General features: G+C 74.9%; 27 protein-coding genes and 1 pseudogene. 13 read left to right on the top strand and 15 right to left on the bottom strand.

Features of this window, described 5'->3' with window-relative positions:
* A pseudogene (locus AB0H83_RS48530) lies at positions 1–182 on the bottom strand (transcriptional regulator); the annotation flags it as partial.
* A gap of 139 nt (positions 183–321) precedes the next feature.
* On the opposite strand from AB0H83_RS48530, the gene AB0H83_RS48525 reads away from it, so the two are divergent.
* Both AB0H83_RS48525 and AB0H83_RS48520 read left to right on the top strand, forming a co-directional pair.
* Entirely contained in the window at positions 322–558 is a 237-nt protein-coding gene (locus AB0H83_RS48525) for a hypothetical protein (RefSeq protein ID WP_360109662.1), read from the top strand.
* A complete protein-coding gene (locus tag AB0H83_RS48520; protein WP_360109659.1) occupies positions 555–1,808 on the top strand; it encodes a M28 family peptidase in 1,254 nt (417 codons plus the stop codon). Before AB0H83_RS48525 ends, AB0H83_RS48520 begins: the two co-directional genes overlap by 4 nt.
* Before the next feature lie 51 nt (positions 1,809–1,859).
* Here AB0H83_RS48520 and AB0H83_RS48515 read toward each other — a convergent pair whose 3' ends face one another.
* Positions 1,860–2,396, bottom strand: coding sequence for a hypothetical protein (locus AB0H83_RS48515; RefSeq protein ID WP_360109656.1), 537 nt, complete (start codon positions 2,394–2,396; stop codon positions 1,860–1,862).
* Positions 2,397–2,543: 147 nt separating this feature from the next.
* Here AB0H83_RS48515 and AB0H83_RS48510 point away from each other — a divergent pair, with 147 nt between their 5' ends.
* The 7 genes from AB0H83_RS48510 (at position 2,544) to AB0H83_RS48480 (ending at position 12,593) form a co-directional block, all read left to right on the top strand.
* The gene (locus tag AB0H83_RS48510) at positions 2,544–4,913 is read left to right on the top strand and encodes a transglycosylase domain-containing protein (RefSeq protein ID WP_360109653.1); all 2,370 of its coding nucleotides are present in this window, start codon (positions 2,544–2,546) and stop codon (positions 4,911–4,913) included.
* Positions 4,914–5,038: 125 nt separating this feature from the next.
* Positions 5,039–6,034 (top strand): SDR family NAD(P)-dependent oxidoreductase, encoded by a 996-nt coding sequence (locus AB0H83_RS48505; protein ID WP_360109650.1) that lies wholly within the window; start codon positions 5,039–5,041, stop codon positions 6,032–6,034.
* Between the two features lie 47 nt (positions 6,035–6,081).
* Entirely contained in the window at positions 6,082–7,050 is a 969-nt protein-coding gene (locus AB0H83_RS48500) for an aldo/keto reductase (RefSeq protein WP_360109647.1), read from the top strand.
* Between the two features lie 115 nt (positions 7,051–7,165).
* Positions 7,166–8,800 (top strand): MFS transporter, encoded by a 1,635-nt coding sequence (locus AB0H83_RS48495; protein WP_360109644.1) that lies wholly within the window; start codon positions 7,166–7,168, stop codon positions 8,798–8,800.
* 112 nt (positions 8,801–8,912) lie between these two features.
* The gene (locus AB0H83_RS48490) at positions 8,913–9,197 is read left to right on the top strand and encodes a chemotaxis protein CheB (RefSeq protein WP_360109642.1); all 285 of its coding nucleotides are present in this window, start codon (positions 8,913–8,915) and stop codon (positions 9,195–9,197) included.
* A 98-nt stretch (positions 9,198–9,295) separates the two neighbouring features.
* Complete coding sequence (locus AB0H83_RS48485; RefSeq protein ID WP_360109639.1) at positions 9,296–10,432, top strand: SigB/SigF/SigG family RNA polymerase sigma factor; 1,137 nt, start codon at positions 9,296–9,298, stop codon at positions 10,430–10,432.
* Between the two features lie 97 nt (positions 10,433–10,529).
* Positions 10,530–12,593 (top strand): acyltransferase family protein, encoded by a 2,064-nt coding sequence (locus tag AB0H83_RS48480; RefSeq protein WP_360109636.1) that lies wholly within the window; start codon positions 10,530–10,532, stop codon positions 12,591–12,593.
* A 31-nt stretch (positions 12,594–12,624) separates the two neighbouring features.
* Here the strand turns inward: AB0H83_RS48480 and AB0H83_RS48475 are convergent, their stop codons facing one another.
* Together AB0H83_RS48475 and AB0H83_RS48470 are read right to left on the bottom strand one after the other, a co-directional pair.
* Positions 12,625–13,401, bottom strand: coding sequence for a class I SAM-dependent methyltransferase (locus tag AB0H83_RS48475; protein WP_360109633.1), 777 nt, complete (start codon positions 13,399–13,401; stop codon positions 12,625–12,627).
* A gap of 137 nt (positions 13,402–13,538) precedes the next feature.
* Positions 13,539–14,036, bottom strand: coding sequence for a cupin domain-containing protein (locus AB0H83_RS48470; protein ID WP_360109630.1), 498 nt, complete (start codon positions 14,034–14,036; stop codon positions 13,539–13,541).
* Positions 14,037–14,157: 121 nt separating this feature from the next.
* Here AB0H83_RS48470 and AB0H83_RS48465 point away from each other — a divergent pair, with 121 nt between their 5' ends.
* Positions 14,158–14,724: a helix-turn-helix domain-containing protein gene (locus AB0H83_RS48465; RefSeq protein WP_360109627.1), complete on the top strand. Its 567-nt coding sequence runs from the start codon at positions 14,158–14,160 to the stop codon at positions 14,722–14,724.
* 86 nt (positions 14,725–14,810) lie between these two features.
* Here AB0H83_RS48465 and AB0H83_RS48460 read toward each other — a convergent pair whose 3' ends face one another.
* The 3 genes from AB0H83_RS48460 to AB0H83_RS48450 all read right to left on the bottom strand — a co-directional run bounded on the left by AB0H83_RS48460 (position 14,811) and on the right by AB0H83_RS48450 (position 16,587).
* Positions 14,811–15,050: a CPCC family cysteine-rich protein gene (locus AB0H83_RS48460; protein WP_360109624.1), complete on the bottom strand. Its 240-nt coding sequence runs from the start codon at positions 15,048–15,050 to the stop codon at positions 14,811–14,813.
* Between the two features lie 73 nt (positions 15,051–15,123).
* Positions 15,124–15,948 (bottom strand): class I SAM-dependent methyltransferase, encoded by an 825-nt coding sequence (locus AB0H83_RS48455; protein ID WP_360109621.1) that lies wholly within the window; start codon positions 15,946–15,948, stop codon positions 15,124–15,126.
* Positions 15,949–16,131: 183 nt separating this feature from the next.
* Positions 16,132–16,587: a helix-turn-helix domain-containing protein gene (locus tag AB0H83_RS48450; protein WP_360109618.1), complete on the bottom strand. Its 456-nt coding sequence runs from the start codon at positions 16,585–16,587 to the stop codon at positions 16,132–16,134.
* A gap of 152 nt (positions 16,588–16,739) precedes the next feature.
* On the opposite strand from AB0H83_RS48450, the gene AB0H83_RS48445 reads away from it, so the two are divergent.
* Positions 16,740–17,867 carry an NAD(P)/FAD-dependent oxidoreductase gene (locus AB0H83_RS48445; protein ID WP_360109615.1) on the top strand — a complete coding sequence of 376 codons (1,128 nt, stop codon included), beginning with the start codon at positions 16,740–16,742 and terminating at the stop codon, positions 17,865–17,867.
* 14 nt (positions 17,868–17,881) lie between these two features.
* Here AB0H83_RS48445 and AB0H83_RS48440 read toward each other — a convergent pair whose 3' ends face one another.
* The 4 genes from AB0H83_RS48440 to AB0H83_RS48425 all read right to left on the bottom strand — a co-directional run bounded on the left by AB0H83_RS48440 (position 17,882) and on the right by AB0H83_RS48425 (position 20,813).
* Entirely contained in the window at positions 17,882–18,859 is a 978-nt protein-coding gene (locus tag AB0H83_RS48440; protein WP_360109613.1) for an LLM class F420-dependent oxidoreductase, read from the bottom strand.
* A 77-nt stretch (positions 18,860–18,936) separates the two neighbouring features.
* Positions 18,937–19,341: a DUF1622 domain-containing protein gene (locus AB0H83_RS48435; RefSeq protein WP_360109610.1), complete on the bottom strand. Its 405-nt coding sequence runs from the start codon at positions 19,339–19,341 to the stop codon at positions 18,937–18,939.
* A gap of 61 nt (positions 19,342–19,402) precedes the next feature.
* Complete coding sequence (locus AB0H83_RS48430; RefSeq protein WP_360109607.1) at positions 19,403–20,623, bottom strand: acyltransferase family protein; 1,221 nt, start codon at positions 20,621–20,623, stop codon at positions 19,403–19,405.
* A 28-nt stretch (positions 20,624–20,651) separates the two neighbouring features.
* A complete protein-coding gene (locus AB0H83_RS48425) occupies positions 20,652–20,813 on the bottom strand; it encodes a hypothetical protein (RefSeq protein WP_360109604.1) in 162 nt (53 codons plus the stop codon).
* Between AB0H83_RS48425 and AB0H83_RS48420 the strand changes: the two genes are divergently transcribed.
* Both AB0H83_RS48420 and AB0H83_RS48415 read left to right on the top strand, forming a co-directional pair.
* Entirely contained in the window at positions 20,812–21,504 is a 693-nt protein-coding gene (locus AB0H83_RS48420) for a type 1 glutamine amidotransferase domain-containing protein (RefSeq protein ID WP_360109601.1), read from the top strand. The genes AB0H83_RS48425 and AB0H83_RS48420 overlap by 2 nt on opposite strands.
* Before the next feature lie 211 nt (positions 21,505–21,715).
* Complete coding sequence (locus AB0H83_RS48415; protein ID WP_360109598.1) at positions 21,716–22,132, top strand: SHOCT domain-containing protein; 417 nt, start codon at positions 21,716–21,718, stop codon at positions 22,130–22,132.
* Positions 22,133–22,261: 129 nt separating this feature from the next.
* Here the strand turns inward: AB0H83_RS48415 and AB0H83_RS48410 are convergent, their stop codons facing one another.
* From AB0H83_RS48410 to AB0H83_RS48395, 4 genes are all read right to left on the bottom strand, one after another.
* A complete protein-coding gene (locus AB0H83_RS48410) occupies positions 22,262–22,591 on the bottom strand; it encodes a hypothetical protein (protein WP_360109595.1) in 330 nt (109 codons plus the stop codon).
* Positions 22,592–22,622: 31 nt separating this feature from the next.
* Complete coding sequence (locus tag AB0H83_RS48405; protein ID WP_360109592.1) at positions 22,623–23,843, bottom strand: cytochrome P450; 1,221 nt, start codon at positions 23,841–23,843, stop codon at positions 22,623–22,625.
* A 124-nt stretch (positions 23,844–23,967) separates the two neighbouring features.
* Positions 23,968–25,092: a Vms1/Ankzf1 family peptidyl-tRNA hydrolase gene (locus tag AB0H83_RS48400; protein WP_360109589.1), complete on the bottom strand. Its 1,125-nt coding sequence runs from the start codon at positions 25,090–25,092 to the stop codon at positions 23,968–23,970.
* A gap of 116 nt (positions 25,093–25,208) precedes the next feature.
* A partial coding sequence (locus AB0H83_RS48395) for a ricin-type beta-trefoil lectin domain protein (RefSeq protein ID WP_360109586.1) occupies positions 25,209–25,773 on the bottom strand: 565 nt, incomplete at its 5' end.

The following is a 25,773-nucleotide window of genomic DNA, read 5'->3' as shown; positions in this document are numbered from 1 at the left end:
CCGTCCGGCGCCGACGCGATCATCGACAGCAGCTGCAACCGCACCGGATCCCCGAGCGCCTTGAACGCCGCGGCGAGGACCGCCGCCGACGGCGCAGGCAACCGCTGCCGCGTGATCGGCGGGCAGCACGGCACCTCCGCCTGCAGATCCGTGAGCGTGAGCACCACCGGCTGTTTAGACATGCCTCTAGGTTGACAGATCTCGAATCAGCGTGCAACCGTTGATTCGATGGACATCAAGACAGTCCATGCCGGACGATGGGGAGCGCGCTTCGCGGACCCGTCCCCCGCCGGTCCACCGATCCTCGAAGGAGCAACGACCATGACCAGCACGCAGACCCAGGGCGGCTTCGCCGGCGACCCGGCCGCCGCCCTCGACGTGGCCGGCACGAGCGGCTGCTGCGGCAACCCGCCCCAGGCCGCCGCCCCGACCCTGCCGGACCCGCGGCAGGCGGCGCCCTGTTGCGGCACCGCGGCCGAGGCGGCGCAGGCCGGCGCCTGCTGCGGCACGTCGGCGAAGGCCGAGGCGGTCGCGTCCGGCACAGGCTGCTGCGGATGAGCACCGCCGCCGGCCGGCCACCCACGACCGTCGCGGCGGTGCTCGGCCCGCTGCTCGGCGCGGTCTCCGGCGAACGGATGGCCGCCACGGTCGCCACCCTGGCCGCCGAGCCGTTCGCGGGGCGCCGGGTCGGCTCGGCCGGCGGCGCCGCGGCCCGCGCCTGGCTCGCCCGGCACCTCGCCGACCTCGGCGCGGCCGTGACCGTGGAGCCGTTCACGGTCCGGTTCGTCCCCGAGGTGTACGCCGCACCGGACGTCCGCTGGCACGACGGCACGACCGAACGCCGGCTCGCGTTCGGCCGGGACGTCGCGGTCCACCTGGCCTCCGCCGACGAGCCGCTCGTCCGGCACGGCGGGCTCGCGGTCGCCGGCGCAGGGGACCCGGCCGGCCGGTGGCTGCTCGTGCCGCCCGGCATGACCCTGTTCGACGCGTACGGTCACGCTTACGGCGCGACCGGGCTGCTGATCGGGCGCGGGGTGGACGCCGACGGCTGGCAGTACACGATGCTCGCCGGCCCGAACCCAGGACCGCTGCCGATCCTCACCCTCGACACCGGCACCCACGCCACGCTGCTCGCGGCCGCTGGGGCGGGCGGCCGGCTGGCCGGCTGGCTGGCCGGGAACACCCCGATCCGCCGGCTCGACGTGCCCGCCGCCAACCTGCACGGCGCCTGGCCTGCCGGCGCGGGCCCGGAGGTGCTGCTGACCGCGCACTTCGACGGCGTCGGCGACCATCCGGGGCTGCGGCAGCCGGCCGCGGCGGACAACGGCAGCGGCGTCGCCGTCGTCCTCGAGGCCGCCCGGGTCCTCACGACGCAGGTCCCCGGGCAGGTACGGCTGTCGGTCGCGCTGCTCGACGCCGAGGAGGCCGGGGCGCTCGGCTCCGCCCATCACGCCGCCCAGCTGCGGCGGGCCGGCGCGGCGCCGCTCGTCATCAACGTCGACGGTGCCGGCGACCTGCACCGGTCCGCCGCCGTGGAGGCCGGTGGGCCCGCGCACGGGCTGCTGGCCGCGCTCGACCAGGCCGGCCGGTACACCGGGCTGCCCCTCGCGGCCGGGCCGGTCGCCTCGGACAACCGCCGGTACGCCACCGCCGGGCTGCCCGCGGTCGGCATCGGCGCCGGGATGGCCGGCTACCACAGCCCGGCGGACACGCCTGACCGCGTCGAGCCCGCCACCCTGACCGCCGTGGCGAAGCTCGTCGCCGCCGCGGCCTGGCTGGCGACCCGGTGCGGGCCGCCCCCGCCGTGACGGACGGCCGCGCCGCGCCGTGTGCCCCGCCGCGGGCGGCGGGGCACACCGTCAGGAGAACAGGCCGAACGCCGCCGCGCCGCCGACCGCCACGACCGCGCCGCCGGCCAGCTCCCGGCGCCAGGTCTGCTCGTGCTGGTCGCCCTCCCGGCCGACGTCGACCCAGTTGACGCAGTACGCGGGCCGGCCGCCGTAGGTGATCGGGCCGTAGGAGACCGGCTTCGTGCCCGCCGCGCGGGTGTCGACGTCGAAGAACGCGACCGCGATGATCGGGCTGCCGAACGCGGCGAGGTCCAGGCCGGAGAAGCCGGTGTACGGGCTGCCGAACGTGACGTCACCGTTGTTTGTTGACGTACATGCTGCTGTACGTGGTGCCGAAGAAGTTGACCGGGAACCCGAGCGGCACCGGCCCCGACGAGCCGTCGTCGGTGCGCGCGGCGAGCGTCGTGAGGCACCCGGCGTCGGTGACGACCGCGCCCGGCCCGGCCGCGCGGGCCGGCTCGACGCGAGGGCGAGCAGCGCACCCTGCACCGCCAGCACCACCAGTGCCAGGAATCGGGAGGAACGCCTTCGGCCGCGGTTGGTCATGGCCGACCTATCGGCACTCCCACCGCCCCCTTGACGCGCGGCCGGGTGAACGCCGGGTGCCGGCAAGGCGGGGCAGCCGGAACCCGGGCGATTTTGTACTATCCGTGGCGATCGATCACATGACCGGCGCGACGACGGGGTGGCCACATGGACGACGACCGGACCAGCGCGACGACCCCGCCCGAGCCTCCGAGCGCCACACCGGGCGACACGCCGGCCGGGAAGGCCGGCGGGCCGGCGGCGGAGACCGGCGCCGCGGCCGGAGCCGATGCCGGAGCCGACGTCGGGGCCACGACCGGCGCGGCCGGGGCCGTCACGGAGGGTGCCGCGGCGTCGGCCGGGAAGCGGCCGGCGCGCTGGCGCAAGCGCCTGCTCGTCTCGCTGCTGGTGCTCGCCGTCCTCGCCGGGCTCGGCTACGCCGGGGGCACGTACTACTACGACAACGTCGCGCTGCCCGACGACGTCGACCTGCGGCAGACCACGACGATCTACTACGCCGACGGCGTGACGCCCATGGCCCGCATCGGCGACACGAACCGCACCGTGGTGACCATCAAGGACATCCCGGTCGACGTGCGGCACGCGGTCGTCGCGGCCCAGGACGAGACGTTCTACACCAACGACGGCGTCGACTACGGCGACGCGGCCGGCGCGGCGTGGAACCACCTCGCCGGCGACGGCGAGCGCGGCTCGTCGACGATCAGCCAGCAGTACGCACGCCACTGGGCGGAGCTGGAGGGCGCGTCGTACTCCCGCAAACTGCGCGAGTCGGTCATCGCCCACAAGATGAACAACCAGTACACCAAGGACCAGATCCTGGCGATGTACCTCAACATCGTTTACTTCGGGCGGGGCGCGTACGGCATCCAGGCCGCGGCGCAGGCGTACTTCGGCAAGCCCGCCAAGGACCTGACGCTCGCCGAGGGCATGGTGCTGGCGGGGCTCATCGACCAGCCGGAGGGCACCGACGGCAAGGGCAGCCCGTTCGACCCGACGGTGAACCCGCAGCGGGCCCACGAGCGCTTCGAGGAGATCAAGCGGCAGGTGACCAAGCTGCACTTCGTGGCGCCGGCCGAGGCGGACGCGAAGACGGCCTACCCGGCGAAGGTCCTCACGGCCGCCGAGGCGCGCGCGAACGCGGTGACCCTGATCGGCGGCATGGACCGGCCTGAGGGTCTGATCGTGCACCACGTGCTCGGCGAGGTGGCGGCGCTGCCCGACCCGAAGACCGGGCGGCTGCTGTACGAGGGCACCGCGCCGGACGGCGGGAAGGTCTTCGACCGCATCCGCGACGGCGGGCTGAAGATCGTCACCACGATCGACCAGAAGGCGCAGCAGATCGCGGTGCGCGAGGCGAGCCGCACCGCCGGGTCGAACATGGACCAGCAGCCCGCCAACCTGCAGGCGGCCCTCGTCGCGGTCGAGCCCGGCACCGGCGCGGTCAAGGCCTACTACGGCGGCGACACCGGCAGCGGCGGCGACTACGCCGGCTTCTACACCGACCCCGTGCTCAGCGACGGGCAGGAGTCGTGCTGCGGCGGGCACCCGGCGGGTGCCACGTTCCACGCGTACACGCTCGCCGCCGGCCTGAAGAAGGGGTACACGACCGGCTCGTACTGGAACGGCTCGTCCCCGCAGGACTTCCCGGCCAGCGGCCGCGCCGGCCGGACCAACAACGCGGTGAAGAACGCCGGCGAGAACAGCGCGGCCTCGCCGGCCTGCGCGTCGGGGTCGCCCACCTGGTGCACCCTGGAGGAGTCGGCGGTCATGGCGCTCAACACGCCGTTCTTCGGCCTCGCCGAGAAGGTCGGCCCCGACCAGGTGATCGACGCGGCCCGCGCGGCGGGCGTCACGCAGCTGTGGGCGAACGTCGCCGACCGGCGGGTGAAGGTCGACCTGACCAGCAACGACGGTAAGGCCGTCTACCCGAAGTTCTTCAACACCGAGGTCGCCATCGGCCAGTACCCGGTGACGGTGCTGGACCAGGCCGCCGGCATGGCCACGTTCGCCGCCCGGGGCCTCGCGGCCAGGACGCACTTCCTGCAGGAGGTCTGGCAGGACGGCATGAAGACGTACACCGCGGCGGTCAAGCCGACCCGGATCCCGGGCTTCACCGAGCCGATGGCCGACGACCTCACCGCCGTCCTGCAGGGCGTGCCGCAGCACTACGGGCTGCAGCTGCGCGACGGCCGCCAGGTCGCCGGCATCGCCGGGTCGTGGCAGTTCGGGCCGACTGCCGACAACGCCCACGCCTGGATGGTCGGGTACACCGCCTCCGACCCCGCCAACCGCAACAACGGCCTGGCGGTCGCGGTGTGGGTCGGCAACAAGGCCGAGGAGCAGCGGATCGTCGACCGCGGTGGCAGGACCGTCATCGGCGGCACCCTGCCGGGCATGATCTGGCGGGACTTCCTCGACGAGACGCTGACCGCCCTGAACACGCCGAAGGCGACGTTCGCCCCGCGGAAGAACGTCGGCAACCAGCAGCTCGGCACCGGCATCCAACCGGTCCGGTGAGCCGCGGCGGTGGCGCCGCCCCGGGGCCGACCGCACCCGGCCCCGGGCGGCGGCCGTCGGCGAGGTGCGCGGCGGCCCGTTGCGTCGATTTGGGTAGGGCGGTCCCGGCCGGGTAACCGTCCGGCGTGGGTGAACACCGCGCGCGGCCGCGTACCGTCGTCATCACCGGCGCGTCGAGCGGCGTCGGCAACGCGGCGGCGCTGGCGTTCGCCGCCGCCGGTGACCGCCTGGTGCTCGCCGCCCGGTCCCGACCGGCTCTGGACGCCGTCGCCCGGGAGTGCCGGGCGGCGGGGGCGGCGGTCCGCGTCGTCACCGCCGACGTGACCCGGCCGGAGACCCTCGACGAGGTCGCCGCGGCCGCCGTGGCGGAGTCCGGCGGCATCGACGTGTGGGTGCACACGGCGGCGGTCATGGTGTACGGCCGGTTCGAGGACGTCCCGGCCGAGATCTTCGACCGGGTGGTGCAGACCGACCTGGTCGGCGCCGCCGCGGTCGCCCGGACGGCGCTGGTGCGGTTCCGGGCGCAGCGGCACGGGGTGCTGGTGATCGCCGGGTCGCTGCTGGGCAGCATCGTCGCGCCGTACATGAGCGCGTACGTCGCCAGCAAGTGGGGCGTGCGAGGGCTGGTGCGGGCGCTGCGGCAGGAGACCCGCGACGCGCCGGGCATCCACGTGTGCCTGGTCGCGCCCGGGGCGATCAACACGCCCATCTACCGCAACGCCGCGAACTTCGCCGGGCGGGCAGGGCGCCCGCCGCCGCCGGTGGATCCGCCGGAGAAGGTCGCCCGCGCGATCCTGCGCTGCGCCGCGCGGCCCCGGGCGATGGTCACCGTCGGCGGCGCGGACCTGGTCACCCGGGTCGCCTTCACCGCGCTGCCGGGACTGTACGACCTGCTCGTCGGGCCGCTGATGCGCGCCGGTGGCCTGTCCCGCGACCCGGTGGCACCGCACCCCGGCAACGTGCTGGCGCCGCTGCCGCCGTCGGCGCACACCGTGCACGGCAGCTGGGGACGGCGGCGGCTGCTGCGCCCGGTCGGTGCGGTCTGCGCGCTCGGCGCGGCGGCGCTGACCGGTGCCGCGATCCGGCGGTTCGGCGGCAGGCGCCCGGCCCGCAGCCGGTGACGCGAGCCGCCTGACTGCCCCGACCGAGGCTGCGGGACACTCACCGGATGCAGTACACACGGCTGGGTCGCACCGGCCTCCGGGTGAGCCGGATCGCGCTGGGGTGCATGAGCTACGGCACCGCCGAGGCGGGCATGCACCGGTGGACGCTCGACGAGGACGCCGCGGCGCCGCTGTTCCGGCAGGCGGTCGAGCTGGGCGTCACGTTCTGGGACACCGCGAACGTCTACCAGGGCGGCACGTCGGAGGAGTTCGTCGGGCGGGCGGTCACCAGGTTCTCCCGCCGGGAGGACATCGTGCTCGCCACGAAGGTGAGCGGCAAGATGCACGACGGCCCCGGCGGCAGCGGGCTGTCCCGCAAGGCGATCCTGGAGCAGGTGGACGCGTCGCTGCGGCGGCTGGGCACCGACTACATCGACGTGTACTACATCCACCGGTTCGACCCGGACACGCCGGTCGAGGAGACCATGGCCACCCTCGACGACCTGGTGCGGTCCGGCAAGGTGCGCTACCTGGGCGCGTCGTCGATGTGGGCCTGGCAGTTCGCGAAGCTGCAGCACACCGCCGTGCTCCACGGTTGGACGACGTTCTCGGCGATGCAGGACCAGTACAACGTGCTCAAGCGCGAAGAGGAGCGGGACATGATCCCGATGTGCCTCGACCAGGGCGTCGGCCTGACCCCGTACTCGCCGCTGGCGAAGGGCCGGGCCGCCCGGCCGTGGGGCGAGCAGACCGGCCGCTCGTCGACGGACACCGTCGCGAAGGCGTTCGACCGGGACGTCGACCGTCCGGTGGTGGAGGCGGTCCAGCGGGTCGCGGGAGCGCGTGGCGTGCCGATGGCGCAGGCCGCCCTGGCATGGGTGCTGTCGAAGCCGGTGGTGTCGTGCCCGATCGTCGGGGCGACGAAGCCGCACCACCTCCAGGACGCGGTCGCCGCCCTGGACCTCGAGCTCACGCCGGCCGAGGTCGCCGACCTCGAGGCGCCCTACACGCCGCAGGACAACTTCTGGTGGTAGGCCGGTCCCGCACAGTGACAGCAACACACCGTCCGGCGCCTGGCCGCCGCACGGTCCCGGGCGGCCGCCACCGCCAAATGGCGAGCCGAGACGCAAGTCTGAGCGGGCGGCCCGGATGAGCGCGCAACCGGTCCCGCAGACGGCCCTGCCGCCGGCCCCGGACGAGCAGACGTCGACCTGGAGCCCGCTGCGCAACGGCGTGTTCCGGCTGTTGTGGCTGGCCGTGCTCGGCAGCCAGGTCGGCACGTGGATGCAGACCGTCGGCGCGCAGTGGCTGCTCGTCGACCGGCCCAACGCGGCGGCACTGGTGTCGCTGGTACAGACGGCGGGGACCCTGCCCGTGGTGCTGCTGGCGCTGCCGGCCGGCGTCCTGGCCGACTCGCTGGACCGCCGGCGGCTGCTGATCTGGGTGCAGCTGTTCCAGCTCACCGTCGGTGTGCTGCTCACCGGGCTCACCATGGCGGGGCAGACGACCCCGGCGCTGCTGCTGACCCTCACGTTCGCGCTCGGCTGCGGCATGGCGGTGACCGGCCCGACGTACCAGGCGGTGATCCCCGAGCTGGTGCCGCGCCACGAGATCCGTTCCGCCGCGGCACTCGGCTCGCTCGGCGTCAACCTGGCCCGGGCGGTGGGGCCGGCGCTCGCCGGGGTGCTCGTCGCCCACGTCGGGGTGGCGGCCGTGTTCGGGATCAACGCCGCGACGCTGCTCGTCTTCGCCGTCGTGCTGCTCCTGTGGCGGCCCCAGCCGCCGCAGGACGCGCCGCTGCCGGAGCCGTTCCTGGCCGCGATGCGTGCCGGCGGCCGGTACGTGCGGCATTCGCCGGCGGTGCGCCGATCCCTGCTGCGCATCGCCGTGTTCATCCTGCCCGCGGTGTCGCTGTGGGCACTGCTGCCGCTGGTGTCCAGCCAGCGGCTGGGGATGGATGCCAGCGGCTACGGCCTGCTGCTGGCCGCGGTCGGCGTCGGCGCCGTGCTCGGCGCGCTGGTCCTGCCGCGCCTGCGCGCCGTGCTGAGCGACAACCGGCTGCTGGCCGCCGGGAGCCTGACGTACGCGCTGGTGCTGACGCTGCTCGCGCTGGTGCCGGAGCCGGTGGTGGCCGCGGTCGCCCTCGTCCCGGCCGGATTGTGCTGGATGGCGGTGCTGACCAACGCCAGCGCCGAGCTGCAGCTGTTCCTGCCGCGCTGGGTGCTCGCCCGCGGGCTCGGCACGTTCCTGAGCGTGTTCTTCGGCGGGCAGGCGGTCGGCGCGTTCGCCTGGGGGTTGCTCGCCGACCGGGTCGGGCTGGTGCCCGCGCTGCTCGCCGCGGCCGCGGTGACCGTGGCCGGCGCCGCGACCATCCCGGTCTGGCCGCTCATCGACACCCACCACCTCAACCGCGACCCGGCCGCGCCCTGGCCGCAGCCGCAGCTGGCCGTCGAGCCCGACCGGTTCGCCGGGCCGGTCGTGGTCGAGGTGACGTACACGATCACCGCCGAGGACGAGCCGGCGTTCCTGTCGATGACCGACGCGCTGCGCCGGTCCCGGATGCGCACCGGCGCGGTGCAGTGGGGCGTGTTCCGCGCCGGCGAGTCCCCCGGCCACATGGTCGAGGTGTACGTGGTGCCGACCTGGGACGAGCACCTGCGCCAGCACAGCGGCCGGATGACCGGCGCCGACGAGGAGCTCAACCGGCGGGTCATCGCCCTGTCGACGCAACCGCCCACCGTCGTGCACCTGCTGCCGGTCGACCGCGGCGGCGGGCAACGGTAGCCACGAGCCGCCGGCACCAGGCGGCAGCGCGGCCGGGCAAGGCCCGGCGGCGGGCCGCGGCGGCACCCGCCGGACGGTTGGCCTCACCCCCCAGCGGGGTAGCGGGCCCGGGGTGGACACCTTCCGGCGGGACATCGTGGTCATCGGAGGCTCGGCCGGAGGGCACGACGCCGCACGGCGGCTGGTCGCCCGCCTGCCCGCCGGGCTGGAGGCGGCGGTGCTGGTGGCGCTGCACCTGGCGCCGACCGCGCGGAGCACGCTCGGGGACATCCTGGCCCGGGCGGGGCGGCTGCCGGCGGGCGACCTCGGCGAGGCGATCGCCGAGCGCGCCGTCGCCACGGCCCGGCTCCTCGTCGCCCGGGCCCGGGCGCTGCACGGACCGCGGCTGAGAACGTAGGCCCGGTCCGGCGAGATTCATGTGTTTGTCATACAGCAAATGGGTACGCCAGGGACCTGAGGGGCGAGCCACGCACCAGCGGGGACCGGGAGCAGCACATGGATCTGACGATCACGCGTGTCCAGTGCGGCGCGCAGGACCTGCTGCGGGCCGGCGGCGTCATCGACCTGACCACCGCGCCCTACCTGCGGTACGTCGTGTTCGGGTTGTTCGACAGCGGCCGGTGCGACATCGTGCTGGACGCCGCCGGGATACGGCTGATCGACGCGGCCGCCCAGCGGGTGCTGCTGTACCTGCACCGCCGCGCCGAGGAGCACGGTGGCGAGCTGCGGCTGACGAACGTGCGGGGCGCCGCCCTGACCGCCCTGGAGATCACCGGGGCGGCCAAGACGCTCGGCGTCTACGACGAGGTCGTCCTCGATACGGACGCCGGCTCGGCCGCCGAGCCCCTCGACCTGGACGCGGTGCGGCTCACCGGACGGCACTGGCCGCTGGACGTCGGCGCCGACCTCACCCGGCTGCACACCGAGCCGCTGGACCCGGCGGCCCGGCGGCGGCTGCGCGACAAGATCGTCAACGCGTGCCTGCCGGCCGCCCGGCGCATCGCCCGCCGGTACACCCGCACCTGCGAGCAGACCGCCGACCTGGAGCAGGTCGCCTGCGTGGGCCTGCTCAAGGCCGTCGACGGGTTCGACCCCACCCGCGGGCCGGAGTTCGTGCCGTACGCGACGAGCACCATCACCGGCGAGATCAAGCGGCACTTCCGGGACCGGGTCTGGTCGGTGCGGGTCCCCCGGTCGCTGCAGCAGCGGTGGCTGGAGGTCAGCCGGGCCCGCGACGAGCTGCAGTCTGGGCTGGGCCGCTCGCCGCGCGCCGAGGACATCGCCGAGCGCGTCGGGCTCTCCCGCGACGAGGTGCTGGAGGCCCTTGAGCTGAACTCGTCGTTCCGGCCCGTGTCACTGCAGCTGAGCAGCGGCAACGACGAGCAGACCCTGCTCGACCAGCTCGGCGGCGAGGACCCGCAGCTGGCCTTCGTCGAATACCGCGAGTCGCTGCGGGTCCTGCTGGCCCAGCTGCCGCAGCGCACCCAGCGGGTCCTGGCGCTGCGGTTCTACGGCGGGCTGTCCCAGCACGAGATCGCCGCGCAGATCGGCATGTCCCAGATGCACGTGTCGCGCATCCTGCGCCAGACCCTCGACATGCTGCGGCGGCGGCTGGAGGACGTCCCGTCGTAGGGCCGGTAGCGGGGCCGGCCTGCCCCTGGCCGCGGGGCAGAACCCGTTCATGCCGGTGCGAGGTTTGCCGCCGGTACCGCCGGGAAGCGGGCCGCTCGTGTCGTCGCGCCACCTGCCGCCGCTGGACGGGCTGCGCGCCGTCGCCCTCGCCGGCGTCCTGCTGGTGCACGGCATGCCGGCCTGGCTGCCCGGCGGGTTCCTCGGCGTCGACCTGTTCTTCGTGCTGTCCGGCTTCCTGATCACGTCGCTGCTGCTGCGCGAGGCCGAGCAGAGCGGCCGGATATCGCTGCGCGGGTTCTGGGCGCGCCGGGTACGCCGGCTGCTGCCCGCCCTGGTCGTGCTGGTCTGCGCGACGGTCGCCGCCGGGCCATACCTGCTGCCCGGGCAGGACCCGGGGGCGTTGCGCACCGACGCGGCCGCGGCCCTCACCTACTGGGCGAACTGGCGGATGATCGCCCGCGGCGGGGACTACTTCACCGAGACCGCCGCGGCCTCGCCGCTGCAGCACACCTGGTCCCTCGCCATCGAGGAGCAGTTCTACCTGCTGTGGCCGCTGCTCATCCTGCTCGCCGTGCGGGCCCGGCGACCCCGGGCGCTGATCGGCACGGTGTGCGCCGCCGGGTCCGCCGCGTCGGTGCTGGCCGCCGCCGCCCTGCACGACCCGATGCGGCCCGGCCGGGCGTACTTCGGCAGCGATACCCGGGCCGCGGCGCTGCTGGCCGGGTGCGCGCTCGCCGCGGCGCTGCCGGTCGTGGCGCGGCACCCGGTGGCGCGACGGGCCGCGGCGCTCGCCGGCGCGGCGGTCCTCGCCGCGTTCGCGGTCCTCGCCGGTGGCGGCGACGCCTGGCTGTACCGGGGCGGGTTCGCGCTCGCCGCCGTCGCCGGCGCGGCGGTCGTCGCCGAGCTCGCGGTCGCGCCCGGCACGCCGGTGGCGCGGCTGCTCGGTGCCGCCCCGCTCGCCTGGCTCGGGCGGATCTCCTACGGCGGGTACCTGTGGCACTGGCCGCTCTTCGCGGTGCTGGACGCCGGGCGTACCGGGCTGGCGGGGCCGCGGCTGCTCGCGCTGCGCCTGGCCGCCACGCTCGCGGTTGCCGCGGCCAGCTTCTACCTCGTCGAGCAGCCGCTGCGCCGGCCCGGTCCGGCCCGCCGGCCCCGCTGGGCGGCCGGCTGGGCAGTCCGCGGACCGGGCGGTCAGGTGCGCGGCTGGGCAGGCGGCCGGACAGCCCGCTGGGCGGCCGGCGCGGCAGTCCGCGGGCCGGGCGGTCACGTGCGCGGCTGGGCTGACGGCCGGCCGGCCCGCTGGGCGGCCGGTTCGGCGGTGGCCACGGCCGCCGCGGCCGCCGTCGTCGCGGTCCTCGCCGGGCCCGCCCCGGTCGCCGTGCCGCCACCCGTGCTCGCCGCGGCACCCGCGGAGGCATCCCCGGCGGCGTCCGGGGCGGCGCCGGCCGCTGGACCGCCGGTGAGCCGCGCCGGTCGGCGGCCGGGTCCGCCGCGGGTGATGGTCATCGGTGACTCGGTGTCGTGGACCCTCGGCGCGTACTGGCCCGGCGAGACCAGCTTCGGGTTCACCCTGGACAATGAGGGCGTCCAGGGCTGCGGCATCGCGGTGCTGCCCGAGCTGCGTTACGGCGGCGCGCCGCACACCAACTTCCCGTACTGCGCCACGTGGGAGTTGCGGTGGGGCGGCTCGACCGCGGCACGGGACCCCGACGTGGTGGTCGTGCTGCTGGACCGGTGGGAGCTGATGGACCGCAAGCTCGACGGCCGCTGGACGCACGTGGGCGAGCCGGCCTACGACGCCTACCTCGCCGGGCAGCTGCGCCGGGCCGTGGACCTGACCGCCGGGCGGGGTGCCCGGGTCGCGCTGCTGACCGCGCCGTACACCCGCCGCCAGGAACGACCGGACGGCGGGCTGTGGCCGGAGGACACCCAGGCCCGCGCCGACGCGTGGAACCGGCTGCTGACCGAGGTCGCCGCCGCCCACCCGAGCCGGCCGGTGGTGCTGGACCTCAACCGGGTGCTGTGCCCGGACGGCGCGTTCACGTGGCAGGTCGGCGGGGTGCGGGTCCGCAGCGACGGGCTGCACCTCACCCCGGACGGCGTACGGCGGGTGGTCGCGCCGTGGCTGGCGCCGCAACTGCTGCGCCTGGCCACCACCTGAGCGCCGGCCGCACGCCGGCGGTGCCCACGCGTCACCGGGGCTCCGCATCGGGACACCGGCGGGCGAGGTGCACGATGACGTCGGCGGCGAGCTCGACCGTGGTGGGCAGGACCCGCTCGATGCTGTGGTACACCTCCTGCCGCTGCGCTGCGGGCAGCTCGAGGTAGGCCGAGACGGTCGACAGGTGCCCGACGTAGTCCGCGGCGGGCATCGCCAGGCGCCGGCTGATGACACACTGCCGCACGTCGGTGAACCACGGCGAGCGCTGCAGCTCCGTGCCCGGCCACTGCATCGGGTGGTGCTCCGGCGTCCCGTCGGGCGACGGTATCTCGTCAGTGGCCAGGTAGGGCGCCCGTGCGGCCTGGACGGCCGCCTCGACGGCCGGGTCCGCGAGCCGGGCCGGGCTGCCGAACGAGGCAAACACGCCCCCGGGCTCCACCAGCGCCGCCATCCGCGCCCACCGGCCCTCCGGCCGCGTCCAGTGCAGCGCCGCCGCCGCGTAGACCAGCCCGTAGCGCCGGTCCGGCCGCAGGTCCTCGAACGCCGCCCGCACCGTCCCGACGCCGGCCGGGACGTGCCTGCGCAGTTCGTCGAGCATCGCCGGGTCGGGGTCGGTGGCGGTGACCGCGATCCCCGGCCGGGCGAACAGCCGGGTCGCCTTGCCCGTGCCGGCCCCGATCTCCAGCGCGCTGCGCACCGGCCGGCCCGCGTACGCCACTACCAGGTCGAACAGCTCCTCGGGGTATCCGGGCCGGAACCGTTCGTACGCCTGCGCGACCGAACCGAACCGCAACGCGCGATCAGCCATGCCTGGCATCCTGACACACGACCCGCTCCGGCGGCGGAGACCGGCGCGACGGCCGGCGCCGGGCCGCATCGCGCTCGCCGGCCTGCTGGGCGTGCTGCCCGGTCTCGTGGTGCGCCGCAGGTCCGCCCGCCGGCCGGTCACAGCCCGTACCGCTGGATGACGCCGGGCAGCCAGTCCGGCTCGGCGAACCGCAGGCCGTAGCGCTCGACGAGCTCCGCGCCGCGTTCGGCGGTGGCGGCACCGGCCGCGGCCAGCTCGGCGACCTCGCGGAAGAAGTGCTCGAACCCGGCCGGGCTGATGATCTCGATCATGCGGGCGGGCACGGCCCCCGCGTTCCACATGGCGTGCAGCTCGCCGCGCGGTTTGGTGATGTACCCACCGGCGCCGAGCACGACCTCGCGGTCGCCGGACCGGAAGCCGATCTCGCCTTCCAGGACGATCGAGTACTCGTCCTCGTGGGTGTGCAGGTGCGGCGGCACGAGCGCGCCGACCGGGAACGGGTGCTCGACGATCGACAGCTTCCCGCCGGTGTCGTGCCCCCACAGCTTGAACTGCACCCCGATGGCGCCGAGGTCGCCGGTGGGCCCCTCGCCGGGCCGCACGACGGTGAGCGGCGGCGGGTCTGCCTGTGTCATGCCGGTGCACCTCTCGGATATGATCAAACAGTAGTGGTTCATGAAATCCTGCGCCGCGAGGAAGGGGCCGTCAAACCAATTGACTGAACAGCACAGTTCCGCCAATTCGCGGGCGTACCGGATGGGCAAGCGCGCCGACAACGTCACCGGGACCCGGCAGCGCATCGTCGAGGCGGCCGTCGCGCTGCACGGCACGATCGGCCCGGCGGCCACGACCGTCTCGGCCGTGGCGGAGGCCGCCGGCGTCACCCGGCTGACCGTGTACCGGCACTTCCCCGACGACGGCGCCCTGTTCGCCGCGTGCGCCGCGCACTGGGCCGCCGAGCAGGTCCCGCCCGAGCCGGCGGCGTGGGCACGCATCGGCGAGCCGTTCGAGCGGCTCACGTTCGCCCTGACCGATCTGTACCGGTTCTACCGCGCCGGCGAGCCGATGCTCACCAACGCGATCCGCGACCGGGCCGCCCTGCCCGCGCCGCTGCGCGAGGCCGCCGAGGCGGCCGAGGCGCAGCAACTGGACCTGCTGCTGCGGCCGTTCCACGCCCGCGGGACCCGCCGCCGGCGGCTGCGGGCGGCGATCGGGCACGCGGCGTCCTTCTGGACGTGGCGGTCGCTGTGCCACGAGCACGGGCTCGCCGACGCCGACGCGGTCCGCCTCACCACCGCGATGGTGAGCGCCGCGGCGACCTGACCCTCACCGCGCCCGGACGCTCACCGGACGCCGGCAGCGAGCAGGCCAGGGGTGCGAGCAGACCGGGGTCGCGGCGTTGCCCGAGGTCAGGGGCGTTCGTCGTCGCGGGGCGGGCGCACCAGCTCCCGGTACCGCGGGGCGCTGGCCCCGTAGATGCTGAAGTTGAGCCGGGCGTCCGCGAGGCTCAACTCACCGTTGCGACTGCCGGCCACCACGGACACCGACGGATCACTGCGGCCGTCATCGGTCCAGAAACAGATCGGACAAGTCGTGCACCCTGTTCGATAGCCGCAACAAGCACACCGAGGCAAGGCTGTCTGACCCACGGCGGCAAGTCTTTCACATTCCGAGCGGCGCCGGCAGAGGCGGCGTGGCCGTGCCGGGGCGCGGCGGCCGGCGTCATCGCTTGACGGCGACGACGCGCCGGCGTTGGTCGCGCCAGCCGGGCAGCCACTCGATGTCGCACAGCCCGGCCTTGCGGATCGCGCTGTGGTACTGCTTCTGTGTGAACAACGTCATGGCGTGCTCCTCGACCCACTGCCGGACGCCGGCGCCGGACTCGTCGAGGACGTAGTGCATGGTCATCGTGGAGACGGTGCCGGAGCGGCCGGAGTAGCACGTCCTGGTGACGTGCCGGTGGTGGTCGCGGGCGGCACCCAGGTCCACCGGCCCCAGGATCCACTGCTGTGGGGTGAACCAGGGTTCCAGGAGCAGCACGCCGCCCGGCTCCAGGTGCGCGGCCAGACAGTGCAGCGTCTGGCGGAGCTCGTCGACCGACTGCGCGTAGCCGATCGCGGAGAACAGGCAGGTGACCGCGCCGAACGTCCGGCCGAGCCGGAAGTCGCGCATGTCCCCGGCGTGCACCGGGACGCCGGGCAGCCGCTCGACCGCCGCCTGCCGCATCGCGTCGGAGATCTCCAGCCCTTCGACATGCGCGAACTCGTGCCGCAGGTGCGACAGGTGCAGGCCGGTGCCGCAGGCCACGTCGAGCATGCTGGTCGCGGCGGGGTTGCGCCGCCGGATCAGCGCCGTGACGTCCCGGGCCTCGCGCTGGTAGTCCTTCCCGGCCGCGACCGCGTAGATGAGGTCGTACGCGGCGGCCAGGTCACGGCCGGTGGGCGCGGCCGCCTCGCCGGTCGCGCCGGCCGGGTCGAGCCGGAACCCCGTCGCCCGGTCGGCCGGTCTCGCGCCGGGGACCGACCGGCGCCGTCCAAGGAATTCCACTGCCGTCACCTTCGGTAACCCGCGGCGGCCGGGCCGGCCACCGTCCGGGCCGCACGATCATGCCAGCCGCGCCAACCGGCTCCTCATCCCGGGCCTGCGAACGGGCCTGCGAACGGGCCGGCGCGCGGGACGGCGAACGGGCCGGCGCGGGACGGCGAACGGGCCGGCGCACTGGCCCGCCGCTCAGGAGGCGAAGGCCTTGCGGTAGTCGCGGGGTGGCACGCCGCGGCGCTTGACGAACTGCTCACGCAGGGTGGCGGCGGTGCCGAAGCCGACCTGGCGGGCGACCTCCTCGATCGACAGGGCCGCGGTCTCCAGCAGCTCCTCGGCGCGGTGCAGCCGCTGGGAGAGCACCCAGGCGTGCGGGGTCGAGCCGGTGGCGGCGGCGAAGCGGCGGGCGAAGGAGCGCTGGCTCATCAGGGCGCGGCCGGCCAGCACCTCGACGGTCAGCGGCAGGTGCAGGTGCTCACGGGCCCAGCCGAGCACCTCGGCGAGGCGCTCGCCGTCGCAGTCCGCCGGGACGGGTGCCGCCACATACTGGGCCTGCCCGCCGTCGCGGTGCGGCGGCACGACCATGTCGCGGGCGATGCCGTTGGCGACGGCCGCGCCGTATTCGCGGCGCAGCAGGTAGAGGCACATGTCGACGCCAGCGGCGGCGCCCGCGCCGGCCGGCGCAGCGGACCACGACGGTCGTCGGTGCCGCAGTCGCAGGTGGCGGCGGTGTGGAGGTCCGGCGCGGATCGTGTGCACACGGGGGCGTCACGGCGGATCCGGGCCTACCGTCGCCGGGTATGCAGAACGTGGATGTAGTGGTCGTCGGCGCCGGTCTGGCTGGGCTGCACACGGCCCGCCGGCTCGCGGAGCAGGACCTGGACGTGCTCGTGGTCGACCGCCGGCGCTCCCTGTCGGCCGGGATCCGCACGACCGGGATCTTCGTGCGGCGTACCCTCGACGACTTCGACGTGCCGGGGCACCTGCTCGGGCCCGGGGTCCGCGACGTGCTGCTCTACCCGCCGTCGCGGCGCGCGCCGGTCCACCTCACCAGCGACCGCGACGAGTACCGGGTCGCCGACATGCCCGGCGTCTACGAGCACGCCCGCCGCACCGCCGAGACCGCCGGTGCGCGGGTCCGGCTCGGCGTGCGGTACACCGGCGCGGCCGGCGGCCTGGCGACGTTCGCCGGCGCGGAGCCGGTCCGGGCCCGGTTCGTCGTCGGCGCGGACGGTGCCCGCTCCAGGGTCGCCCGCGACCTGGGCCTGGACGTCAACCGGCGGCTGCTCGTCGGTGCCGAGCTCATCCACCCGGTCGCCGCCGGGCCCGGCGCGCCGGCGTTCCACTGCGTCCTCGACCCGCGGGTGGCGCCCGGGTACCTCGGCTGGGTCATCAACGACGGCCGGCACGCGCACGTGGGTGTCGCCGGGTACCCGGGGGCGATGCGCGCCGGGGTACGGCAGCTGCTGGACGTGTTCGCCGCCGACGCGCCGGGGCGCCCCGCGTCCGCCGGCCCGGTCGAGCGGCGCGGCGGGCCGATCCCGGTCGGTGGGGTGCTGCGCCGACTGGCGTGCCCGGGCGGGCTGCTCGTCGGCGACGCGGCCGGCGCGGTGTCGCCGCTGACCGCCGGCGGGCTTGACCCGTGCCTGCGCATGTCGGACCTGGCCGCGGCCGTCACCGCCGGGTACCTGCGCACCGGCGACGAGGGCCTGCTGCGCCGCTACGACGGCGGAGCGCTGCGGGCCAGGTTCCGGGGGCGGCTGCTGCTGCGGCGGATGTTCGCCGGGCTGCGCTCACCCGCCGCCGTCGAGGCCGCGGTCGCGGCGCTGCGCAGCCGGGCCGGGAGGGCCGCCGCCGCGCGGGTGCTGTTCGGCGACGGCTCGTTCCCCGACGTCGACCCGCGGCCCGCGCGGCTCGCGGTCCGCTGAGCCGGCCCCTGAGATCACTTCGCCAGAGTGCGCAGCTTCTCCAGCAGCGGGCCGGCGGCCTCGTCGAGGAACCGCTGCTGCAGCGCGTCACCGACCTGCACGAGCGCGACGTCGGTGAAGCCCGCCTCCCAGAACGGTTTGACGCTCTCGGCCAGCTCGTCCAGGTCGGGCCCGCAGGCGATCGACCCGGCGACGTCGTCCTTGCGCACGAACTGGCTGGCGCCGACGAACCCCGCCGGGGTGGGCAGGTCGGCGTTGACCGCCCAGCCGCCGCCGAACCAGCGGAACTGCTCGTGGGCCAGGTCGATCGCCTGCTGCCGGTCCGGTGCCCAGCAGATCGGGATCTGCCCGATCGCCCGGGACGGGGCGCCGCCCTGCCGGGCCTTGTCCCAGCCGGACACGAGCTCGGCGTCGGGCTCGACGGCGATGAGGTGGTCGCCGAGCGGCGCGAACCGTTCGACGGACTTCTCGCCGGAGACTGCCAGGCCGATCGGTACGCCGCCGTCCGGGGCGTCCCAGATGCGCGCCGAGTCGACCCGGAAGTAGTCGCCGTCCCAGGTGACGAGGTCGCCGGTGTGCAGGGCCCGGATGATGTGGACGGCCTCCTCCAGCATGTCGTGCCGCTGCGCGACCGGCGGCCAGCCCTCGCCGGTGACGTGCTCGTTGAGGTTCTCGCCGGCGCCGAGGCCGAGCACGAACCGCCCGTCGGACAGCAGCTGCAGGGTGGCGGCCTTCTGCGCGACGACCGCAGGGTGGTACCGCTGGATGGGGCAGGTGACGTAGGTGGCCAGCTCGACGCGGGAGGTCGCGTGCGCCACGGCGCCGAGCACCGACCAGGCGTAGGGCGCGTGGCCCTGCTCCATCAGCCAGGGTGAGTAGTGGTCGCTGCTGACCTCGAAGTCGAAGCCGACGTCCTCGGCCTGCACGGCGTAACGGACCAGCTCCTTCGGCCCGCTCTGCTCCGTCATCAGGGTGTACCCGAACTTGACCACGTCCCACCACCTCATCCCGCTGCCGACGACCTGCCCTCCAAGGGCTGCCCGGTCGCGGCACCGTCAAACGCGGCGGCTCAGCCCGCGTCGCCGCCCTTGCCGGACCCCTGCGCCGCCCGTGCGATGTGGACGGCGCCGCTGGTCAGCGCCCGGCGCCACGGCAGTGCCCCGTCGATCTCCACCTGCAGGGAGAAGCTCAGGAACGTCCGGATCAGCACGATGAGGCCGAGCACCGCCACGTTCTGCAGCGTCGGCGCGACCGCGACGGTGCGGATCAGGTCGGCGGCGACGAGGACCTCGAGGCTGAGCAGCAGCACCCCGCCGAAACTCTCCCGCAGCGCCTGGTACGCCCGCCGTCCGCCCTCGGCGCGCCAGGCCCGCACGGCCAGCAGCACCGACCACAGCAGCCCGACGACCAGCACGGCAGCGCCCAGCGCGTCGAACCCCTGGGCCGCCCGCTCCATGACTTCCGTGAACGCCACGCGGCCGAACGTATCAGCGGCCGGCGGCCGGCGCAGGGCACTCGACCCGGCCCCGGGGTCGTCAGCCGCGGTTGCCGAACAGCAGGCGGGCCGGCCGGAAGCGCCGTACAGCGAGCTCGTAGACGGCGAACATGATCACGAAGGATGACGCGACGATCGCCAGGTACTTCACCGGCGCCGGGACCTGCCAGCGCACCACCACGTAGGCCGTCGCCACGACGATCGGCTGGTGCAGCACGTACATCGGCAGGGCGGCGACGGCCAGGTAGGCCCGCACCCGGCCCCGCCGGCCGTCCGGGGCGGGCCCGGCGGCCGGTGTGCCGGGGGCGGGCCGGTCGAGCAGGCCGAGGATCGCAACCAGCCAGCACCAGCCGGCGAGTGCGAACAGCACCCGCGCGACGGCCGCGGGCACGGTCATGTCGGTGAACGGCTCCCCGCCGGCCGTGTCGAGTGCGACCCCGGCGGCCGCGAAGAGCACGACACCGGCGACCGCGGCCGGCACGGCGTCGCGGCGCATCGCCGCCCGGAACCGGTCGTCGGCCGCGAGGGCGAACCCGTACAGGAAGAACAGCAGGTACGCCCAGCGGCTCCAGCCCGCGAACGCCTCCTCCATGCCCAGCACCGCGCCGACCACCGCGAGCGGCACCGCCGGCAGCAGGACGACACCCCGCCGTGCCGCCGCGCCGGCGGCGGCGTCGCGGATCCGCGCCGCGCGACCGGCCGGCAGCCACGCCGCCAGCGGGGCGAGCAGCACCGAGAACGCCAGCAGCAGCACCACGAACCACAGGTGGCCGCTCTCGAAGTACTCGCCCCGCACGACGAACGGGACGTCCGACAGGCTCAGGTGCACGTCGAAGAACCGCAGCAGGAACCGCGGGTAGGACTCGGCGTAGCCGGGATCGGCGGCCTTGAGGCGCAGCCACGGGGGCAGCGGCAGGATGGTCAGCGTCGCGACCAGCAGCGGCACGCCGAGCCGCAGCAGCCTTTCGCGGGCGAAGCCGCCCGGGCCGCGATGGCGGATCGAGTGCCACGACCCGAGCCCAGCGATGAGGAAGAGCGCGGGCATCGCCCAGACCACGCACAGCCCGGCGAGCCAGGTGGTCGCCTCGGTCGTGGTCGCGTTCTTGACGTAGTAGTCGTCGCGGGTGTCGAAGACCAGCGCCGCGTGGAAGAACACCAGGCCGTACACGACCACCAGCCGGATCACGTCCAGCTCCGGCCGGCGCGCGGCCCGCCGCGGCGCGGCGTCCGGTAGCGGTGCGGACTCCTGCGGTGCCGCCATGTCGCCTCCCCGTGCGTCGCCGGCCGTATCAGGATGCCAGGCCGGCGGCCGCCGGCGACAGTGACATCTGCGCGGAAGGTTTCACCCCGCACCGGCTGGGCAGGGCACCGCGCATGCGCCGGCACCGGCCGCGCGGGTCACCCGCGGCGAGGCTGGCGGCCGCCGGGTGGACCGGCACGATGGGACCCATGGCCAAGATCCTGTTCGTCATGACCGGGACCAGTTACTGGACGCTCAAGGACGGCACCAGGCACCCGACCGGCTACTGGGCCGAGGAGTTCGCGGCGCCGTACAGCGCGCTCACCCGCTCCGGCCATCAGGTGGTGGTGGCCACCCCGGGCGGGGTGGTGCCGTACGTCGACGTGATGAGCCTGCGCCCCTCGATGGCGGGCAGCGACCAGATCGCCCTGGAGCTGGAGACCGTCCTGCGCGCCGCCGACGAGCTGCGCAGCCCGATCCAGCTGTCCGACGCCCGCCTGGAGGACTACGACGCGGTCTACTACCCGGGCGGCCACGGCCCGATGGAGGACCTGTCGGCCGACGCCACCTCCGGCCGGCTGCTGACCGCCGCCCTCGCCTCCGGCAAGCCCCTCGCCATCGTCTGCCACGCGCCGGCCGCCATGCTCGCCACCCGGCACAAGGGCGTGTCACCGTTTCTCGGGTACCGCGTCACCGCGTACACCAACGACGAGGAGGAAGCGGTCGGCCTGGCCGCCAAGGCCCGCTGGCTCCTGGAGGACGAGCTCGTCACCCTGGGCGTCGACTTCACCCGCGGCGAGAGCTGGAAGCCCTACACGGTCGTGGACCGCAACCTGTACACCGGCCAGAACCCGGCGTCCGCCGCGCCGCTCGCGCAGCAGCTGCTGGAGGTGATCAGCTGACGACCCCGGTCCTCAACCGGCCAGTCGCAGCACCGCCGCCGGCTCACCGGCCTCCGGCACCCTGGCCAGTTCGACGCCGTGGAAGACCTCGACGGCACGCCACCAAGCAACGCGTGGAGTGAGCGCCGTTCACCCCGTGCAGGTGATGATCCGCCGCTCACGGCGTTCGACGCTGATAACCGGGTACAGATGTACATCGAGGAGGCGGACGATGGATGGCTACTCGTTCGGCGACGTGATCCTGGGGACGCTGTGGTTCATGCTGGTCTTCGCCTGGATCTGGCTGATGATCAGCATCCTCACGGACGTGTTCCGTGACCATCAGGTCAGCGGCTGGGGCAAGGCCGGCTGGACGGTGTTCCTCATCGTCCTGCCGTGGTTGGGTGCGCTGGTGTACCTCATCACCCGCGGCCCGTCGATGAACGCGCGGGCCCGCGAACGGGCCATGGCGCACGAGGCGGAGGTCCGCGAGTTCGTGCGCAGCGCGGCCGGCACGGCGAGCCCGGCGGACGAGCTCGGCAAGCTCGCCGACCTGCAGCGCCGCGGGATCCTGACCGAATCCGAATACCAGCGGGCCAAGACGGCCCTGCTGGAACAGAGCCACAACGGCGCCGGGGTCCGGCGCTGACGGGCGTGGGGGGTTGCCGTACCGCCGGCACGGCAACCCCGCGGGCGGTTCAGCCGCGATCCGCCTCGATCATCGTGTGGAAGAACTGGATCGTCGTCGCGCCGCCGCCGCGAACGTCGTGACGACCGGTCAGGGCCGCGGTGACGTGCGGGTCCAGCCGGCCTTCTCGCCGCGGCGGGGACGGGGGCGCAGGGCGGCGAGGCAGCGGTCGCACACGTGCCCGACCCGGTCGTTCGGGCCGAGCACGTCGGTGTCGCGGTACTCCCACGGCACGTGCGGGAACATCCGCAGGCGGGCGCGGGACAGCGGCACGCCGCACACGGTCTGGTTGTGGCCGGGCAGCCACGCGTGGGCGTCGCCGGCCGGCATGCGTACGCCGTCGTCGTCGTGCCACTGGCCGGACGCGGCGACCGCTGCGCCCGTCGGACCACTCGCCCGTGCCGTCGGTGCCGGCGGCATGCTTGTCCTCCTCCTCGGGTGTACCGGTCAGCTACCCGACCATGGTGCGGTCAACCGCCGGCACGGCCAGGACGACGCCGCTGCGGGGGCGGGCCGGGATGCGGCGCAGCGAGATGGTGAGGTCCTGCGGCGGCAGTGTCCAGTCCAGCGCGGCGAGCCGGGGTGCAAGCGCGCTCAGCAGGCTGATCGTGGCGCCCTCACCGGGGCAGCGATGGCCGGTCGCGGGGTTGCCGCCGCCCTGCGGGACGAGGTCGTCGCGGCCCGGCGGGAGCTTCAGGAACCGTTCGGGGCGGAACTGGTACGGGCCCTCCCACAGGATCCGGTCGTGGTTCTGACCGTACAGGTCGAGCAGCACCATCGAGCCGGCCGGGATCCGGGTGCCGCGCCAGGTGAGGTCGCGGGCGGCGCGGCCGCCGACGAACGGCGCGAAGGGGTAGAAGCGGCGGGTCTCGTGCACGAACGCCTCGACGTAGGCGGGGTCGCCGGCCCGCAGCCGCATCCGGGTGTGCGGCCACAGGTGCATCGCATGCGCCATGTACGCCACGAACCAGCACACCGCGACCGTCGGGCGGATCACGTTGAGCACCTCGACCGCGGCGGTCCTCGGCGGCAGCAGCGCGCCGTCCAGGTCGCGGTGGGCCGCGACGACGGCGACCGCCGAGCCGGCCGGCGCGGCCGTCATGCCGTTGCGGACCGCCTCGATCTGCCCGGCGAGGCGGCGTTCGAGCCGTCCGCGGGCCCGCCGGGCCCGCCAGTGCCGCGGCCCCAGGGTGGCGAACCCGTCGACCAGGGCGACCAGGTCCCCGGCGGGCAACGTGCCGTCGACCCCCGCCCACCGGCAGGCCGCCTCGGTGATGACCCGGCTCGCCTCGTCGAACAGCACGATCTCCCGGCGGGCCCATCCGGCGGCGGTGCGGTCCCAGACGGCCGCGGTCTCCTCGGCGAGCGCCGCGGCGCCGTCCGGTCCGAGCAGCGACAGGAACACCGCCTTGCGGTGCCGGTGCGCGTCACCGTCGAGGGTGTGCACGGCGCCGTGGCCGAACAGGGTGCCCTGCACCGGCTCGGGGATCGCGCCGTGGCGCAGCACGTGCTCCTCGTCGTAGAAGAACCGCACCGCGTCGGGGCCGGCGATCCCGGTCGCGGGCAGCCCCGCCAGCCGGGTCGCGAACGGTCCACCGGCGCGGCGCCGCCGGTCAGGCAGCCATGCGTAACCGTCCAGCGCCAGCGGCAGGGAGTTGTCGAGTCTCGGCATGGGAGGTCCTCTTTCCCGCCCGCCCAGCCGCGAAACGCCACGCCGCCGCACTGCCGCCCCGCCGCGCCGGCGGCGCGGTATGGCGCGGGCCGTGCCATGGACCGTGGCGTGGACCGTGGCGCGCTCAGCGGTGCCGGGTGCTGGCGTCCGCGTACCGCAGCAGCGCCGCGACCCCGCCGTCCACCGGCAGCTCCGCGGGCTCGACCAGGGTGAGCCCGGCGTCGGAGCACGCCAGGGCCCGCACGAGCGCGGCGTCGGCGCGCACCTTCCACGGCGCGGCGACGCCCATCGCGTGCAGCTCGGCCGCGTCGTACGACAGCTGCAGCGGCTCCGGCCCGGCCCACAGCATCTGCGTCGAGGACGGGTCGTCGACCAGCAGGACGGTGTCGACCTGCCCGCGCTGCAACGCGGCGACCACCGCCGGCAGCCCGTCGCCGGCGGCCGCGTCCCTGCCCCGCTGCATGCGGTACCGGTCCACCACGTCCGTCTCGTGTGCGGCGGCCCGCTCCGCGACCGCCCGGATCGTCGCCTCGTCGAGCGCGTGCGGGTCGGCGCCGGCGGCGCGGGCCCCGGCCTCGGTGGTCACCACCAGGTCCCGCCAGCGCTCCGGCAGCCGCTCCACCAGCATCGGGCGTGACCGCGGGTCACCGCCGACGACGATGACCTGCGCGTCGCACCCTTCGGCGAGCTCGGCGACCGCCACGGCGACCTCGCCGGCGTTGCGCTGCCACGACTCCTGCGCCGCCTGCTGCCAGTGGGACTGCTGCCAGCCGCCGACGTTGCTCTTGCGGATCGGGAAGTCCTGGGACCCTTCGACGCTCGCGGTGCGCACGAGCCGGCCCGGCCCGGTCCCGGTCAGGAAGCCGCCGGTGTGGTCGACGAGGACCTGCACGTAGGGGATCTGCTCGCCGAGCTGGGCGACCAGCGGCATGGTGTGCGGCAGCGGCCCGAAGGCGGCGATCTCCCGCCGCGGCGGCGCGTCCAGCGGCTGCGCGAGCGCCACCGCGCCGTGCGCGGCGAACACGGCCAGCCCGTGCCGCCCCGGCTCCTGCGGCCGCTCCAGCACGGCCTGCTCCATCGCGTCGAGGGTGTCCTCGTCGCAGCCGTCCGCGGCGAGGCTCTCCCGGGCCGCCCGCCATCGCAGGTCCACCTGCTCCGCGCCGTCCTCCGTGTTGCGGGAGGTGTCGACGTACACTGACGCCCACGGCCCGGCCTGCTCGTACAGCGGACGCAGCATCGACAGTCTCATGACAGGCTTCCTCTCCTCGGTCGTGCAGGGTCCACTACCCGCCCCGACCTCGGTTAGCCGTCGCACGGCGAAGCGGGGTGGCGGCCGGTGCCGCCACCCCGCCGGTCAGTGCACGGTCAGCTCAGGCTGAACCGCTGGTTGGCCTGGCCGTTGCAGTCGTAGAGCTGGACCTGCTGGCCGTTGTTGGTGCCCCACACGTCAATGCAGCGTCCGGACTGCACGCCGCTGATGGTGCCGTTGGAGTTGACGTTCCACTGCTGGTTGGCCTGGCCGTTGCAGCTGTAGATCTGCACGGCCGAGCCGTTGCCGGAACCGGCCGCGTCCAGGCACATGTTGCCGTACACGGTCAGCTGCCGGCTCGACGTGAGCGTCCACTGCTGGTTGGTCTGGCCGTGGCAGTCGTACAGCTGCACGCGGGTGCCGTTGTTGCGCGAGGCGTTGGGCACGTCGATGCACCGGCCGGACTGGGCGCCGACGATCCGCTTCGCGGTGCCCGGCTCGGACGACGTCGGCGGCGTCGACGACGTCGGGCCGCCGGTCGGCGACGAGGTCGGGCCGACCGAGTTGAGCACGTTGAGCACGGAGTTGTAGGCGGCCTTCTTGTTGCCGCCGCCGTCGAACAGCAGCGGGCTCTCGTTGGAACGCCACGAGTCACTGTCCCGCACACCCCACACCGTGATG

Origin of the sequence: Dactylosporangium sp. NPDC050688 (genome assembly GCF_040654515.1) — a bacterium.
Lineage (GTDB): Bacteria > Actinomycetota > Actinomycetes > Mycobacteriales > Micromonosporaceae > Dactylosporangium.
This window is presented reverse-complemented; position numbering and strand designations above follow the sequence as displayed.